The sequence below is a fragment of the Burkholderia sp. AU39826 genome (assembly GCF_020419965.1).
Lineage (GTDB): Bacteria > Pseudomonadota > Gammaproteobacteria > Burkholderiales > Burkholderiaceae > Burkholderia > Burkholderia semiarida.
In genome coordinates this window covers 221,906-237,066 of record NZ_JAIZQG010000005.1, presented here as the reverse complement: position 1 = coordinate 237,066, position 15,161 = coordinate 221,906, and the positions used below count along the sequence as shown (strand labels likewise).

Here is a 15,161-nt window from a genome sequence, read left to right as displayed (position 1 = left end):
TAGTCCGAATTTGGTCTCGTCCGGCCAATGAGCCCCGTTTTCCCGCGCGTCCCTAGTCGCGCGCCTGCAACGTCCCCAGCAGCACCTTCCTGCAACTGGAAATCATCAGTGCCTCCGGATCGCGATAGTCGGTCAGCAGCCACGCCGCGCCGACGTTCGTCATTGCGCCCACCAGCGCGAGCCCGATCAGCCGCTGCTCACTGCGCTCGCCAGGCGTCGCGGCCTCGCCCGGCGCGCCAATCGCCATGATCAGCTTGCCGAAGTCGATCAGCATGCGCTGATACGTCATGTCGGTATCCGCGCTCACGCCCATCACCTCGAGCAGCAGCACGCGCGCCGCGCACGGGTCGCGCAAAAACGCGAAGAACGCCGCGAGCCCCGCGTCGACGCGCTCCCGCAGATCGCCGCCGCGCGCGGCGACCGCCTGCGCGACCGCGTCATGCAACTGCTGCGCGTGATGCAGGTAGGTGCAGCGCAGCAAATCCTCGGTGCTGTCGAAGGCCGCATAGAAATAGCGATCGTTGAGCTTCGCTTCCTGGCAGATCGACCGCACGGTCGCCTTGCGAAAACCCACCGTGCCGAACACGCGCGTCGCCGCGCGGATCAACGCGTCGCGCCGCTCGGCGGCCCGCACCTCGGGCGCCACGCCGCCATACGCCCGGCCCCTTTTTTCCGTTTCGAGTGCTTTCTCCATTCCGCTATTTGACATCAGGGCACCCGAAAACTAAAGTGGTGACGAACAACACCACAATAGATGCGCCGCCGGTATAGCGCAAGCGGAACGGGAGGAACGACGGATGAAGGGATTTTCCGGCAAGGTCGCCGCGATCACCGGCGCCGGTTCGGGCATGGGCCGCAGCCTCGCGGTCGAACTCGCGCGGCGCGGCTGCGAGGTCGCGCTCGCCGACGTCAGCGAAGCCGGCCTCGCCGGCACGGCGGCCGCCTGCGCACGGCACGGCGTGCGCGTGAGCACGCGGCGGCTCGACGTCGCCGACCGCGACGCGATGTTCGCGTGGGCCGATTTCGTGCGCGCCGAGCACGGCAAGGTCAACCTGATCTTCAACAATGCGGGCGTGTCGCTGGCCGCCAGCGCCGAGACCGCGCGTCTCGCCGATCTCGAATGGATCGTCGGCATCAATTTCTGGGGCGTCGTACACGGCACGCAGGCGTTCCTGCCGCATCTGCGCGCGTCGGGCGACGGCCACGTCGTCAACACGTCGAGCCTGTTCGGGCTCGTCGCGATGCCCACGCAAAGCGCATACAACGCGACCAAGTTCGCGGTGCGCGGCTTCACCGAGGCACTGCGGATGGAACTCGAACTCGACGGCGCGCCGGTGAGCGCGACCTGCGTGCATCCGGGCGGCGTCGCGACGCGCATCGTCGATGCTGGCCGTGTCGACACCAGCATCCACGCGCTGACGGGCCAGGACGAAGCGACCCATCGCCGCCAGGCCAACCGCCTGATCAACGCGACGACGGCCGACGAGGCCGCGCGGCAGATCCTCGCAGGCGTCGAGCGCAATGCGCGCCGCGTGCTGGTCGGCGCCGACGCGCGCCGGCTCGACCGGATCGCGCGGCTGCTCGGCGCCGGTTACCAGTGGCTGATGCTGCGCCATGTGCGCCGCGCCCGCACCCGCAACCTCGCACGCGCGCACGCTCCGGCCGCGCGCCCGACCACGCCGACCCAGGACCCCGCATGATCTCGACGACGACCGACCGGCGCGACGCGCCGCCCGCCCCCGACGCCCGCCGCGACAGTGACGAAAACCGCGACCTCGACGTGCTGATCGTCGGCGCAGGCCTGTCCGGCATCGGTGCCGCGTATCACCTGAAGCAGCGCTGCCCGCATGCGAGCGTGGCGATCGTCGAGGCGCGCGACGCGATCGGCGGCACCTGGGACCTGTTCCGCTATCCGGGCGTTCGTTCGGATTCCGACATGTTCACGCTCGGCTACAGCTTCCGCCCGTGGCACAGCGACAAGGCGATCTCCGACGGCCAGACGATCCTCGACTACATCCGCGACACCGCGCGCACCTACGGCATCGACAAGACGATCCGCTACGGCCGGAAGGTCGTCGCGGCCGACTGGGATTCGAGCCGCGCGCGCTGGACGGTACGCATCGAGCGCACGCGGGACGGCGCGACCGACACGCTCGTCTACACCTGCCGCTTCCTGTTCATGTGCAGCGGCTACTACGACTACGACGCAGGCTACCTGCCCGACTGGGCCGGCATGGACACGTTCGAGGGCAAGCTCGTGCATCCGCAGCACTGGCCGAAGGATCTGTCGTACGCGAACCGGCGCGTGGTCGTGATCGGCAGCGGCGCGACGGCCGTGACGCTCGTGCCGTCGATGGCGGCCGACGCGCGGCACGTGACGATGCTGCAGCGCTCGCCGACCTACATCGTGTCGCTGCCCGCGCGCGACCGGATCGCGAACGCGCTGCGCCGCGTGCTGCCGTCGCGGCTCGCGCACCGGCTGGTGCGCGTGAAGAACGTACTGCTCACGATGTACCTGTACAACGTGTCGCGCCGCAAGCCCGAGCAGACGAAGAAGTTCATCATCCGCGCGGCCCGCAAGCAGCTCGGCCCCGACTTCGACGTCGCGAAGCACCTGACGCCGCGCTACATGCCGTGGGACCAGCGCGTGTGCCTCGTGCCGAACGGCGACCTGTTCAAGGCGATCCGCGCGGGCCGCGCGTCGATCGTCACCGACGAGATCGAGCGCTTCACGCCGACCGGCCTCCGGCTGAAGAGCGGCCAGCAGCTCGACGCGGACGTGATCGTCACCGCGACCGGGCTGAAGGTGAAGATGCTCGGCGGCGCGCGCGTGACGGTCGACGGCCGCGTGGTCGATTTGCCGGAGACGGTGTCGTACAAGGGCATGATGTACAGCGACGTGCCGAACCTCGCGTCGTCGTTCGGCTACACGAATGCGTCGTGGACGCTGAAGGCCGAGCTGATCGCGCGCTACGTGTGCCGGCTGCTCAACCACATGCGCGCGAACGGGTACGACACGTGCGTGCCGCGGCTCGGCGCCGGCGACCTCGGCGACGTGCCGGCGGTCAACCTGAGCTCCGGCTACATCCAGCGCGCGGCCGGCATCCTGCCGAAGCAGGGGCGCCGCAAGCCGTGGAAGTTCCACCAGAACTACGTGCTCGATCTCGCGTCGCTGAAATTCAGCGCGCTCGCCGATTCCGCGATGCATTTCGAACGCCGCGCCACAACCGGCCCGGCCGCCACCGCGCCGGCTACCGAACCCGCACTCGAAACCCGCTGAGGCCGACATGACCCCTACGCTCCATCTGATCCAGAACGTACTGCTCGGCGTCGTCGCGGTGCTCGCCGCGCTCGCGCTGTTTTCCGCTTACGTGGCCCGTCGCGTGACGCGCGCGTTTCCGCCTGAAGGCCGCTTCGTCGACATCGACGGCGACCGCATCCACTACGTCGAATACGGCAACGGCCCGCCGATCGTGTTCGTCCACGGGCTCGCGGGGCAATGGCGCAATTTCGCGTACCTGCCGCTCGCGCGGCTCGCGCAGCAGCATCGCGTGATCCTGATCGACCGGCCCGGCGCCGGCCGCTCGCTGCGCGGCGCGGCCTCGCAGGCGAACGTGTTCGCGCAGGCCCGCACGGTCGCCGCGTTCATCGACGCGCTGAAACTCGACAAGCCGGTGCTGGTCGGCCACTCGCTCGGCGGCGCGATCGCGCTCGCGGTCGGCCTCAACCATGCGGACCGCGTGAGCCGGCTCGCGCTGATCGCGCCGCTGTCGCACGAGCAGACCGAACCGCCCGCGCCGTTCAAGCCGCTGATGCTGCCGTCGCCGCTCGTGCGCCGTTTCGTGTCGTGGACCTTCGCGATTCCGCTGACGATCCTGACCGGGCGCAAGGCCGTACGCCAGGTGTTCGCGCCGGAGGACGTACCGCGCGACTTCCCGGTCAAGGGCGGCGGCCTGCTCGGGATGCGCCCGCACGTGTTCTACGCGACGGCGACGGACCTGCTGTCGGCGCCCGTCGATCTGCCCGCGATGGAGCGCCGCTATCCGGAACTCGCGCTGCCGGTCGACGTGCTGTACGGCCGTGCCGATCCGATCCTGAACTGGCGCGAGCACGGCGACGCGCTCGCGCAGAAATCGGCGCGCGTGCGGCTGAAGGTCGTCGAAGGCGGGCACATGCTGCCGGTCACGCTTCCCGAAGCGACGGCCGACTGGTTGCTCGAAGTCGCCGCCGCGCCGGTCGACGTCGCCGCGCAGCCGGTGCGCATCGCGTAGGTCGCGGCGGCGACGCAGGGCCGGATTCCGATGCCGTGCCGGGCAGCCGGCGCCGCATCGGGTTCAGGCTCCGTCGTCGGGTATCGACAGCCCGAGATCGGCGATCACCTCGCGCGCGTTGCGAAACGCCTCGACCGCGGCAGGCGCCCCTGCGTACAACGCGCTGTGCAGCAATACCTCGCGGATCTCGACGAGGCTCGCGCCGTTGTTGAGCGCGCCGCGAACATGGCCCTTCAGCTCCGTGCCGCGGCCTAGCGCCGCCAGCATCGCGCACGTGCACAGGCTGCGCGTCTTCAGGTCGATCCCGCCGCGCTGCCACGTGCTGCCCCACGCATGCTCGTTCAGCCAGTCCTGCAACGGGCGCGAAAATCCGTCGAGGTCGCGCATCGCGCGCTCGACGAACGCCTCGCCCATCACGTCGATCCGCCGCGCCTTGCCGTATTCCCTGTCCTGTTCGCTCATGTCGATGTCCTGGTTGGAGTCGGGACCGCTTCGGCGTCGCCGGCGGCCGGAAGATGTCGCGCCATGTTCGGGCGAGGCGCGCGTTTCGTCAAAGATGCGGCGCTCGGTTCGCGGCCGGTCGCGTAACGGGCGGCCGAACGCTACGTAACATCCGGGAGCGCGTTACGGCGCCTGACGGGAACATCGCAGCCGCGACGTGCGCGCGCCGCACGCGCCTGTCGCGCGAAACCGCCATTCCTCCGTTTAAATCGCGTCGATATTCGCGGTTTCCGCAATAAATCGCGACACCGTTTCGCGAAACCTGTCGTGGCGCGGAATTTGCAGTGAAGGCCTGGGACACACTTCCAATGTCGAGGCCAACATGCACACTCTCTTCAAGAAGACGACGGTAACGATGGCCGTCTCGTCGCTGCTCGCGCTGTACGGCTGCGGTTCGGTCGACGGACCGACGACCCCGCCGACGATCAAGCCGAGCACGTCCGGGACGAGCGGCAGTTCGGGGACTTCGGGTACGTCGGGCGGCGGCTCGTCGGGGACATCGGGCGGCGGGAGTTCGGGTACTTCGGGTACTTCCGGCACGTCGGGTACTTCGGGTACTTCGGGCACTTCGGGCACTTCGGGTACTTCGGGTACTTCGGGTACTTCGGGTACTTCGGGTACTTCGGGTACTTCGGGCACCTCGGGTACTTCCGGCACTTCGGGTACTTCCGGCACTTCCGGCACTTCCGGCACTTCCGGCACTTCCGGTACTTCCGGTACTTCCGGCACTTCCGGCACTTCCGGCACTTCGGGTACTTCCGGTACCTCGGGCACCTCCGGCACCTCGGGTACTTCCGGCACGTCGGGCACTTCCGGCACTTCCGGCACGTCGGGCACGTCGGGCACTTCGGGCACTTCCGGCACGTCGGGCACCTCCGGCACGTCGGGCACCTCCGGCACGTCGGGTACTTCCGGCACCTCGGGTACTTCCGGCACTTCCGGCACTTCCGGCACTTCCGGCACTTCCGGCACTTCGGGCACTTCGGGCACTTCCGGCACCTCGGGTACTTCCGGCACCTCGGGTACTTCCGGCACCTCGGGTACTTCCGGCACCTCCGGCACCTCCGGCACCAGCGTCACCCCGCTCGGCAACGTCCTCCAGAAATCCGGCAACCTCGTGACGGCGCTCGGCACGACGGTCGTGAACGGCGGCACCCAGATCGGCGGCGTGCAGATCCCCGGCACGAACCCGACGACGGCCACCAGCGTCGGCAATGCAGTCAGCAGCCTCGGCAACGGCGTGCAATCGCTCGGCAACGGCGTCGCAGCCGGCCTGGGCTCGATCGGCGTGTCGCCGAACCCGCTCGGCCCGACGATCACGTCGACCACCGGCCTGCTGACCGGCACCGGCGGTGCGGTCAACAGCCTCGGCAATGCCGTGACGAGCCTCGGCACCGGTCCGCTGTCGCCGCTCGCGCCGGCGACGACCCTGGTCGGCAGTCTCGTCAACACGGTCGGCACCGCGGTCAACTCGACCGCATCGGCGCTGAACACGGCGCTGAACAGCGCGCCGGTGCAGCAAATCGAGACGCAACTCGGCAGCGTGATCAACCCGATCACGAACACGCTGACCGGCGGCGTCACGACGCCGGGTGTCACGCAAACGCTCGGCAACGCCACGTTGCTCGGCGCCCCGCTCAGCGGCCTGCTGAACACGCTCGGCAGCGGCCTCGGCCTGGCCGGTTCGCAGGTCGGCGGCGCAACCGGCAACCCGGTCGGCACGAGCGCCGGGAACAGCGTGTCCCAGCTCGGTAACACGGTGGCGTCGGCCGGCGGCCTGCTGTCCAGCGGCAGTTCCAGCAGCGGCACCAATCCGCTCGCCCCGATCACGGGCGTGCTCGGTTCGCTGACGGGCGCACTCGGCGGCGGCAGCAGTTCGAGCGGGTCGGGCGGCACCAGCGGTACCAGTGGCGGCCCGCTCGCTCCGATCACCGGCCTGCTCGGCACGGTGACGGGTGCGCTCGGCAGCATCGGCTCGAGCGGCACCAGCGGCACCAGCGGGACGAGTGGCACGAGCGGCGCGGGTCTCGGCGGCCTGCTCGCGCCGGTCACCAACCTCGTCAACTCGCTGACGCCGCTCGGCGCGAGCCTCACCGGCACCGTCACGACACCGGGCGGCAACCTGTCCGGCACGCTCGGCGGGGTGCTGACGAGCGGCCCGGTCGGCACGCTCACGGGTGCGCTGGGCACGCCGGCCGGCGCGGCCGGCGCCGTCGGCACGGTCAGCCCCGGCGGCGCGACGGGCACCGTGACGACGCCGGGCGGCAGCGGCTCCGTGGTGACCGGCCTGACCGGCAGCACGAGCGGCGGCGCCGCCAGCGGCACCGGCAACCTGCTGTCGCCGGTCACCAACCTGCTCGGCGGTCTGCTCGGCGCCGGCACCAAGAAGTAAGCCTCGACGCATCACGTATCAGAACGACAGGCCAATGGCCGGGCGCGCATCCATAAACAGCCCGGCCGACGGCCGGCGTCACCCGCCAAGCGGGGGCGCCGGCCCTCATCCCTACGAGGATCCGATCATGAACTCGACGCTCGACGGCATCGTCGCCGCTCCGGACCGCCCACCCCGTTCCGCCACGCCATTCCGCGCCGGCCTGCTCGGCATCGCGGCCGGGCTCTTCGCGCTGTGGATCACGCGCGACCACCCTGCCCTCGACGCGGCGACACGCGCGGTCGTCGCCAGCCTCGCGATCATCGGCACGATCGCGCTGCACGAACTCTTCATCTCGCGCGTCTACCTGCGTCCGAGCGCTGGGCTGTCACGGCAGGTCGTCCGGCCGCTGAGCGTCGCGCGCGTCGCGACGCGGCTCGGCGCGCTGACGTCGATCTACGCGGGCATCGGCCTCCTCTACTGGCTGCTGCCCGAATACCACGGCGCGTTCTACCTGCCGTTCTGGTCGCTGCTCCGCTCGCTCGCGCCGTACGTGATCGTCGCCGCACCGTTCTACTTCGCGTGGATGGACCGCCACCAGCGCGAAACCGACGACGCGTACCTGCTGTGGGGCCGCTTCCTGTTTCGCCGCGAGCGGCCCGCGAGCTGGAAGCCGGTGCGCGAGATGCTGGCCGGCTGGGGCGTGAAGGCGTTTTTCCTGCCGCTGATGACCGTCTACCTGTCGAAGGACGCCGATCACCTGAGCGCGTCGCTCGCGAACGCGATGCATGCGCCGATGACGATCGCGACCTTCGTGTTCATGTACGACCTGTCGTTCACGATGGACCTGATGTTCGGCACCGTCGGCTACCTGTGCACGTTCCGCATCCTCGACAGCCACGTGCGCACCGTCGAGCCGACGACGCTCGGCTGGGTCGCCGCGCTGATCTGCTATCAGCCGTTCTGGTCGCTGATCTCGAACAACTACATCCGCTACGAAGGCTCGATGTTCTGGGACAACTGGCTGCTGTCGGCGCCGACGCTGCGCGTGATCTGGGGCACGGTGATCATCCTGCTGCTGCTGACCTACGCGCTGTGTACGATCTCGTTCGGACTGCGGTTCTCGAACCTCACCAACCGCGGGATCATCACGTCGGGCCCGTATCGCTTCACGAAGCATCCCGCGTACATCACGAAGAACCTGTCGTACTGGATGGTGTCGGTGCCGTTCGTCGAGCCGCTCGGCTGGCAGATCGGGCTCATGCACTGCGCCGGGCTCGTCGCCGTCAACCTGATCTACTACACGCGCGCGAAAACGGAAGAGCGCCACCTGATGCGCGATCCCGACTATCGCGCGTATGCCGAATGGATCGCGCAACACGGCTTGTTCGCGCGGGTCAGGCACGCGTTTGGCGGGCGGCAGGCGGTGTGACGGCGCGGCCGGGGCGGCAGTTCATGCCGCTCCGGTTGCTCGCGCGGATGCCAAGTGGTCGCGGGCTTCGCACAGGCCGCGACACTTTCCACATGCGCCGTCCAGCGCTCGACGATGCGCTTTCGCGTGGATCTCCGCACGTCTGAACGCGCCCCATGCGGCCAATTGTCGCGAAACACGGCGATTCTCCGCTTTTCGTCGCTTTTCTCCACCCGTCCGATTGCCCGCTCCCGACGCGTCGCGTATGGTGCTGGCCGTCCGCGTACGATCCGTCGCCGGACACCCGACCGTCGCCCCGCGCGGCGGCCGCGCGGGCCGTGCCCGCCGCTCACCGTCTCCGCGATGCCGCCCGTTCGGCGCCGCGCGTTCATGAGGAAAGAGGCGTGATCCACAAAGTCCTGATCCTGTTCGCACTCTGCATCGCGGGCCTCGCCGCGATCGCCGCCGGTTTCCAGCACATCCCCAGCTGATTCGCGGCCCCGGCTCGCTTCGCCGAGCCCGGGGGCCGCTTTCATTTCCGTTTCCCCGTTGCCATGAACTTCTTTCTCGATGCGCCCGGGACGGGCGCCTTTTGCCATGCGTATCGACGTACAGCATTCCCAGCACGACATCGACGACGAACTCGACACCCTTTATGAACGTCTCCACCAGCCGGGGCATCGCCTGCACGGGCTGCCGGGCGTCGCGCTCGGCCGCTCGGGCCTGATCGTGCGCCATCGCGAAGCGGACGGCGAATACTTCCTGTACGTCGAGGATCCGTCGGCCCGGCAGCTCGCCGGCTATACGGTGTTCAACCGGCTTCCCGAAATCCCGCGCCGCGCCGACCGCTACCTGCGCGCGCCGCACACACGGCTGCGCAGCTCGGCGCAACGCCAGGGCCTCGCGACGACGCTGTACCGCTGGGGGCTCGACGCGGGCCTGTGCCTGATCAGCGGCGCGCGCCAGTCGGTCGGCGCCGCGCGGCTGTGGACGGCGCTCGCGCAGGACTACCGGCATGGTTTCGTCGATGTCGAAGGCCGCGCGCTGCGTTATCTCGGCGAGACCGTTGCCGACGACGTGCACGGCGCGCTGCACACGCGGCGGCTGTTGCTCGGGAAAGGCTGGGCGCTCGACACGTTCGCGCAGGCGGCCGGGATGAGCGATACATGGCCCGAACGCCGATGCGATAATCCGTCGGATCCGCGCGACGCGCGGGCTCAACCCGCCAATCGAAACGCCCTTCGATGACGCTCGATCCCCGCACCGACGTCGAACGCACGCGCGATATCGGCACGGGTCGAAGCATTGCACGCGCTACGCGCGGCGATCGACGCCCCAACGCCGAACCGGTAGGCGATCCGCACGCCGCCCGCCCGCGCGCGGCACGGCGCGGCGTGACGTGGCGTTATCGCGCCTTGGCGCGCGCCGACTTCTTCGCCGGTTTGGCGGCCTTCGCGCGCGGCGCTTCCTTCTCGGGCTGCGCGCCGCCGCCGGCGAGATCCTCGAGCCATGCGAGCGCATCGACGTACGACAGGAATTGCTGCAGATAGTCCGGCGACAGTTCGCGCATCGTCGCGAGCGAGCGGTGCACGAGGCTGTTCGAGTTGAGCGGCCCCGCGTTGCGCGGCACCTGGTCGAGCGACTGTCGATACTGCTGCTCCGTGCGGACTTTCGACCACGTCGCGCGGAAGTAGTCGACCAGTTCGGGATCGAGCCCGCGCCGGTCGGCCCGAGCATCGCGCGCGAGCCCTTCGACGAGCGCGGCAAGCGCGCCACGCGCGGGCGCACCCGGCGAAGCTTCCGCCGTCATGCGCGTCGCTTCGGATTCGCGCGCACGCGCGACGGTCTCCGCGAACCCTTCGACCAGCGCCGCCAGCCGCGCGTCGAGCAACGCGCGCGCGGCGCCGTCGAGCACGGCCGCGCGCCGTTCGAGCGCATCGATCCGATGAAAGCGCACGGGATCGAGCCGGTCGGCGCCCTGCTCGCGCCATGCATCGAGCGTCGCGCGTACCCGCGTCGCGTCGCCCGTCACTTTGCCTTTCCTCCGTTCGACGCCGACTTGCGCGGCACCGGCGCGATCTCCACGCGGCGGTTCTTCGCGCGGCCTTCATCGTCCGCATTCGAGCTGACCGGCTGTTCGGAGCCGAACGCGGCCGCGAACACCGACGAGGCCGGCACGCCGGCATCGATCAGCGCGCGCGTGACCGTCAACGCGCGCTTGGCCGACAGTTCCCAGTTGTCCGCGAACAGGCGGTTGCCGGCGTGCACCTGCTGGTCGTCCGCGAAGCCGCTGACCATCAGGATCTCGTCGCGCGTCTTCAGGTACGTGGCCAGCGGGCTGGCGAGCGTCTTCAGCAGGTCGCGGCCAGCGGGCTGCAACTGGTCGGAATTCAGCGCGAACAGCACGTTGCCGCTGATGCCGATGCGCCCGTTCACGAGCGTCACGCGGCCGGCCGCGAGCGGCCCGGCGAGCGCCTGTTCGAGCGACTTGCGCTGCCGTGCCTCGAGCTGGCGCGCGCGCACCGCTTCCTCGAGCTTCGACGTGAGCTGGAGCTGCATGCCGATCACGCCGACGAGGATCAGCACGAACGCGCCGAGCAGCACCGACATCAAGTCGGCGAACGCGGGCCATACCGGCGCCGATTGCGCGCCGCCGTCGATTTCGTCGTGCATGCGTTACGCTCCGACGGGCGCCCGCCGGCCGGCGAGCTGCTGCAGGTCTTCGACGATCTGCTTTTGCGACATCACGCTCAGGTCGATCACCTCGCGCGCCTGCGCGACGTAGTACTCGAGCTGTTCGTCGCTGCGCGCGAGCGATTTCTCGAGCGCGGCCTCGATGCGCTGCAGATGCGCGAGCAGCTTGTCGTTCGATTCGCCGAACACCTGCACGGCCATCCCGAACGCGTCGCCGAGGCTCGCCACCTCGACAGCGCCGGCCGTGACCTGCGCGGCCACCGAATCGAGCTTGCGCGTTTCGGCATCGACGGTGTCGTTGAAGCGCGCACCAACGCGATCGAGCAGATCGGCCGACGTGCTGACGAGCGCGTCGATCGCGGCACGCTGTTCGGTCGATGCATGGTTGACCGCGCCGAGCAGCGTCTCCAACGTCGCGAGCAGGCGGCTGCGTTCCTCGAGCGTCGCGGTGTCGCGCACCATGCTGTCGGACAGGCGCTGGCGCAACTCGGCGACGACGTCCGCCGCGGCCTTCGGCGCCTCCGACGCGGCCTGCACGAGACGTGCGATTTCGTTGATCGTGTCGCTCGCGTGAACCTGCGCCTGCGCGGTGATGTCGTTCGCGGTGCGGGCGAGCGTGTCGCAGATGTCCTGCTGGCGCGCCGCGGCCTGCGCGCTCGTCTGCGCCCATTCGTCGCGCAGCGCGGCCGCCATCGCGGCGAGCGAATCGTTCCATGCAGCGAGACGTTCTTCGTCGCGTGCGGCCAGTTGCGATTGGAGGCCGGTGTGCGATTCGCGGACCGTCGACAGCAGATCGTTCGTGCGTTGTTCGAACGTCGATGCCTGTGCGGCGAGGTCGCGCGTCGTTTGAGCGAGGGCGTCGCAGATTTCCTGCTGACGGCCGGCGCTGTGCACGCCGGCACGCTGCCATTCTTCGCCGAGCTTCGCGGCCATTGCCGCCAGTGAGTCGTTCCACGCTGACAGGCGTTCTTCATCGCGTGCAGCCAGTTGCGATTGCAGGCCCGTGTGCGATTCGCGGACCGTCGATAGCAAATCGTTCGTGCGTTGTTCGAACGCCGATGCCTGTGCGGCAAGGTCGCGCGTCGTTTGTGCGAGGGCGTCGCAGATTTCCTGCTGACGGCCGGCGCTGTGCACGCCGGCACGCTGCCATTCTTCGCCGAGCTTCGCGGCCATTGCGGCCAGCGAATCGTTCCACGCAGCGAGGCGCTCTTCGTCACGCGCCGCCAGTTGCGATTGCAAGCCCGTGTGCGACTCGCGGATCGTCGACAGCAGATCGGTCGAGCGTTGTTCGAACGTCGACGCCTGTGCGGCCAGATCGCGCGTCGTTTGTGCAAGTGCGTCGCAGATTTCCTGCTGACGGCCGGCGCTGTGCACGCCAGCACGCTGCCACTCTTCGCCCAGCTTCGCGGCCATTGCGGTCAGTGAATCGTTCCACGCAGCGAGGCGTTCTTCGTCACGCGCCGCCAGTTGCGATTGCAAGCCCGTGTGCGACTCGCGGATCGTCGATAGCAGATCGTTCGAGCGGTGTTCGAACGTCGACGCCTGTGCGGCCAGATCACGCGTCGTCTGAGCGAGTGCATCGCAGATTTCCTGTTGACGACCGGCACTATGCGCGCCCGCACGCTGCCATTCGTCGCCGAGCTTCGCGGCCATCGCCGCCAGCGAGTCGTTCCACGCCACGAGACGTTCTTCATCGCGTGCGGCCAGTTGCGTCTGCAAACCCGCGTGCGACTCGCGCATCGCGGCGAGCGTCGCGGCCGAATGGCGTTCGAACGTCGCGGCCGCTTCGCCGAGCGCACGCGCATGCTGGCCGGCCAGCGCCTCGCCGGCCTGCTCCTGGCGCGCCAGCGCATCGCGCCAGGCGTCCGACAGGCGGCCTTCGGTCGATTCGAGGCGCGTCGCGACGCCGTCGAGCAAATCCGACGAACACTGCGCGAACGTGTCGGTGAACTGGCCGAGCGTCGTCTGCAACTGCTGCGCGACGGCGTTGCCCGCCTGACGTTGTTCGTCGATCGCGCGGTTCCACACAGCCGTCACGTTGCCGGTGGTCTTCTCGAAGCCGTCCGTCAGCCCGTCGAGCTGACGCTGCACCGCGCCCGTCACGGTGTCGCGCAGCGCGGCCATCTCCTGCGCGAGCCCCGTCATCGTCGCGGCGACGACCGGCTGCAACGCGGCGCCGGCCACGCGCGCGCTTTCGGCGGCGCTTTCCTTCAGCGCGTCGCCGACGTTCGACGCCAGGCCCGCGTACGCCCGCTCGGTCCGGTCGAAAAACGCCTGCTGGCTTTCGAGCTGACGATCGTGCAACGCCACGCTGCGCGCTTCGAGCGTCGTCATCATCGTCTGCAACCGGTCGACCAGGGCCGGCATGACGTCGGCCTGGCGCTGCAGCAGCCGGAACGATTCGTCGCGCTGGTGCGCGGACGAATGCACGCGCAGCGTCGTCGCGATCTTCGCGTCGAGCTGCTGGGCCGCATCGATCCGTTCGCGGCGCACGAGCGCGGACAGCAGCCCGAGCATCGCGGACGTCGCGACGCCGGCGATCGACGTGCCGAACGCGAACCCGAGCCCTTTCACCGGCGCGATCAGCGACGCGCGGATCGCGTCGAGATCGGTCGCGCTCTCGAGCGCGGCGCCCGTGCCCTTCAGCGTGACGACCATCCCGAGCAGCGTGCCGAGCATGCCGAGCAGCACCAGCAGGCCGACGAGGTAAGGCGCGAGCGCCGGGCCCGGCAGCGCGACGCGCGCGCCTTCGACCCGGGCGCGCACCGCGCCGCGCAGGCCCGGATGCAGCGTGTCGAGCCACGTATCGAGCTTCGCGGGCGGCTCGGTCAGGCCGGTGACCGCGCGCGACAGCGTGGCGGTCGCCTGCCGGTAGCGCAGCAGCTCCCATGCGCCGGCGACGTAGCACGCGCCAATCAGCAGCGTGACGGCCGCCGCCAGCGGGTTCGATGCGACATAGCCGGCACCGATCCAGCCCACTGCGAGCAGACCGGCGACGAAGACAACGAGATCAAGGCGAATTCTGGACATAGCGTGTTGATTAGCAGGTGCGAAGGGCCGCGAGCAGCCCGTCTACCGTTTGAAACCGGACTTCGAGTTCGGCAAGCAGGATGCTTTGCATCTCGTCGCGAAACGTATCGAGCCATGCGCCGGGCACGATCGCCGCGACGGTCGGGGTATCGGCCACCGGGCCTTCATCGGCCGGAGCGGATGGGGCGGCGGCGTCGAGTGCGGCCGCGGATTCGGCGTCAGCCAGCGCTTGCCGCTCCGCTTCACGCAGCCGCGCGAAGCGCGTGCCGAGCAGCGCGGGCACGGCCGACAACAGGCTGCGCTCGCGCGCGCCGAGCACGCGCTCCATGATCGTGTCGAGCGTCGCGAGCCGCGCCATCCCGGACGAGCGTGCGGCGAGCGCGACGCGCAGGCGGCCGCGCAACTGGCCGATCGCCGTTTCCATGTCCTGCTGCAGGGTCAGATAACGTTGACGAAAATCCGCGAAATCGGCCGTGTCGGCGGCCGGCGGCGGCGGATCGCCCGGCCGGCGCCGCGCCCGCGGCCGGCTGGCGGCCGTGATCGCCTGCGCGAGATCGTGGCGCACGCGCGCGCAATCGCGCTCGGCGTCGTAGCCGCGCACGCCGGCCGCGACGCCCGGCGGGCTCGCATTCAGCGCGGACGACAGCGTGATCGCGTCGGTCCAGCCGAGCCACTGGCTCAGCCGGTCGGACAGCGTCTGCCGGGATTCCGCGACGTCGGCATCGGCCAGGCGCGCGAGCAGCCGGACGAGCGTCGGACCGCTCAACGCCGGGCGCGGAGATGCTTGCACCATGCTGCAAACCGTCAAAAAAGGCAGCAGTTTACACGTCGTCGGGCAGTCGACCGCCAGAATCGGGGAAGCGGCGCCGTTCGGCGCGCCGGT

General features: G+C 69.5%; 13 protein-coding genes. 6 read left to right on the top strand and 7 right to left on the bottom strand.

The features are described from left to right. Positions 1–52: 52 nt before the first annotated feature. Positions 53–709 carry a TetR/AcrR family transcriptional regulator gene (locus tag LGM42_RS13730; protein WP_226232453.1) on the bottom strand — a complete coding sequence of 219 codons (657 nt, stop codon included), beginning with the start codon at positions 707–709 and terminating at the stop codon, positions 53–55. Between the two features lie 88 nt (positions 710–797). Between LGM42_RS13730 and LGM42_RS13725 the strand changes: the two genes are divergently transcribed. Genes LGM42_RS13725 through LGM42_RS13715 form a run of 3 tightly spaced genes read left to right on the top strand, consistent with a single transcriptional unit; the run spans position 798 to position 4,271 of the window. Then, a complete protein-coding gene (locus LGM42_RS13725; RefSeq protein ID WP_226232452.1) occupies positions 798–1,700 on the top strand; it encodes an SDR family NAD(P)-dependent oxidoreductase in 903 nt (300 codons plus the stop codon). Beyond that, positions 1,697–3,280 (top strand): flavin-containing monooxygenase, encoded by a 1,584-nt coding sequence (locus LGM42_RS13720; RefSeq protein WP_226232451.1) that lies wholly within the window; start codon positions 1,697–1,699, stop codon positions 3,278–3,280. The genes LGM42_RS13725 and LGM42_RS13720 overlap by 4 nt, the downstream gene beginning before the upstream one ends. 7 nt (positions 3,281–3,287) lie before the next feature. Continuing rightward, positions 3,288–4,271 (top strand): alpha/beta fold hydrolase, encoded by a 984-nt coding sequence (locus tag LGM42_RS13715; RefSeq protein ID WP_226232450.1) that lies wholly within the window; start codon positions 3,288–3,290, stop codon positions 4,269–4,271. Positions 4,272–4,334: 63 nt separating this feature from the next. On the opposite strand, the gene LGM42_RS13710 is transcribed toward LGM42_RS13715, so the two are convergent. Both LGM42_RS13710 and LGM42_RS33225 read right to left on the bottom strand, forming a co-directional pair. Next, positions 4,335–4,733 (bottom strand): carboxymuconolactone decarboxylase family protein, encoded by a 399-nt coding sequence (locus LGM42_RS13710; RefSeq protein WP_059580213.1) that lies wholly within the window; start codon positions 4,731–4,733, stop codon positions 4,335–4,337. A 243-nt stretch (positions 4,734–4,976) separates the two neighbouring features. Continuing rightward, complete coding sequence (locus LGM42_RS33225) at positions 4,977–5,996, bottom strand: highly repetitive protein (RefSeq protein WP_226232481.1); 1,020 nt, start codon at positions 5,994–5,996, stop codon at positions 4,977–4,979. Here LGM42_RS33225 and LGM42_RS33220 point away from each other — a divergent pair. From LGM42_RS33220 to LGM42_RS13690, 3 genes are all read left to right on the top strand, one after another. Continuing rightward, positions 5,890–7,164: a collagen-like triple helix repeat-containing protein gene (locus tag LGM42_RS33220; RefSeq protein WP_226232449.1), complete on the top strand. Its 1,275-nt coding sequence runs from the start codon at positions 5,890–5,892 to the stop codon at positions 7,162–7,164. The genes LGM42_RS33225 and LGM42_RS33220 overlap by 107 nt on opposite strands. A gap of 127 nt (positions 7,165–7,291) precedes the next feature. Further along, positions 7,292–8,575: an isoprenylcysteine carboxylmethyltransferase family protein gene (locus tag LGM42_RS13695; protein WP_226232448.1), complete on the top strand. Its 1,284-nt coding sequence runs from the start codon at positions 7,292–7,294 to the stop codon at positions 8,573–8,575. A gap of 576 nt (positions 8,576–9,151) precedes the next feature. Further along, positions 9,152–9,802, top strand: coding sequence for a histone acetyltransferase (locus tag LGM42_RS13690; RefSeq protein ID WP_226232447.1), 651 nt, complete (start codon positions 9,152–9,154; stop codon positions 9,800–9,802). Between the two features lie 157 nt (positions 9,803–9,959). On the opposite strand, the gene LGM42_RS13685 is transcribed toward LGM42_RS13690, so the two are convergent. The 4 genes from LGM42_RS13685 to LGM42_RS13670 are packed head-to-tail and all read right to left on the bottom strand — an operon-like array spanning position 9,960 to position 15,071. Beyond that, on the bottom strand, positions 9,960–10,586 hold the full coding sequence (locus tag LGM42_RS13685) for a DUF2894 domain-containing protein (protein ID WP_226232446.1): 627 nt from the start codon (positions 10,584–10,586) through the stop codon (positions 9,960–9,962). Further along, positions 10,583–11,227, bottom strand: coding sequence for an OmpA family protein (locus LGM42_RS13680; RefSeq protein WP_059640250.1), 645 nt, complete (start codon positions 11,225–11,227; stop codon positions 10,583–10,585). The genes LGM42_RS13685 and LGM42_RS13680 overlap by 4 nt, the downstream gene beginning before the upstream one ends. 3 nt (positions 11,228–11,230) lie before the next feature. Then, entirely contained in the window at positions 11,231–14,278 is a 3,048-nt protein-coding gene (locus tag LGM42_RS13675) for a DUF802 domain-containing protein (protein ID WP_226232445.1), read from the bottom strand. A gap of 10 nt (positions 14,279–14,288) precedes the next feature. Continuing rightward, positions 14,289–15,071 (bottom strand): DUF3348 domain-containing protein, encoded by a 783-nt coding sequence (locus LGM42_RS13670; RefSeq protein ID WP_124863857.1) that lies wholly within the window; start codon positions 15,069–15,071, stop codon positions 14,289–14,291. Between the last annotated feature and the right edge of the window lie 90 nt (positions 15,072–15,161).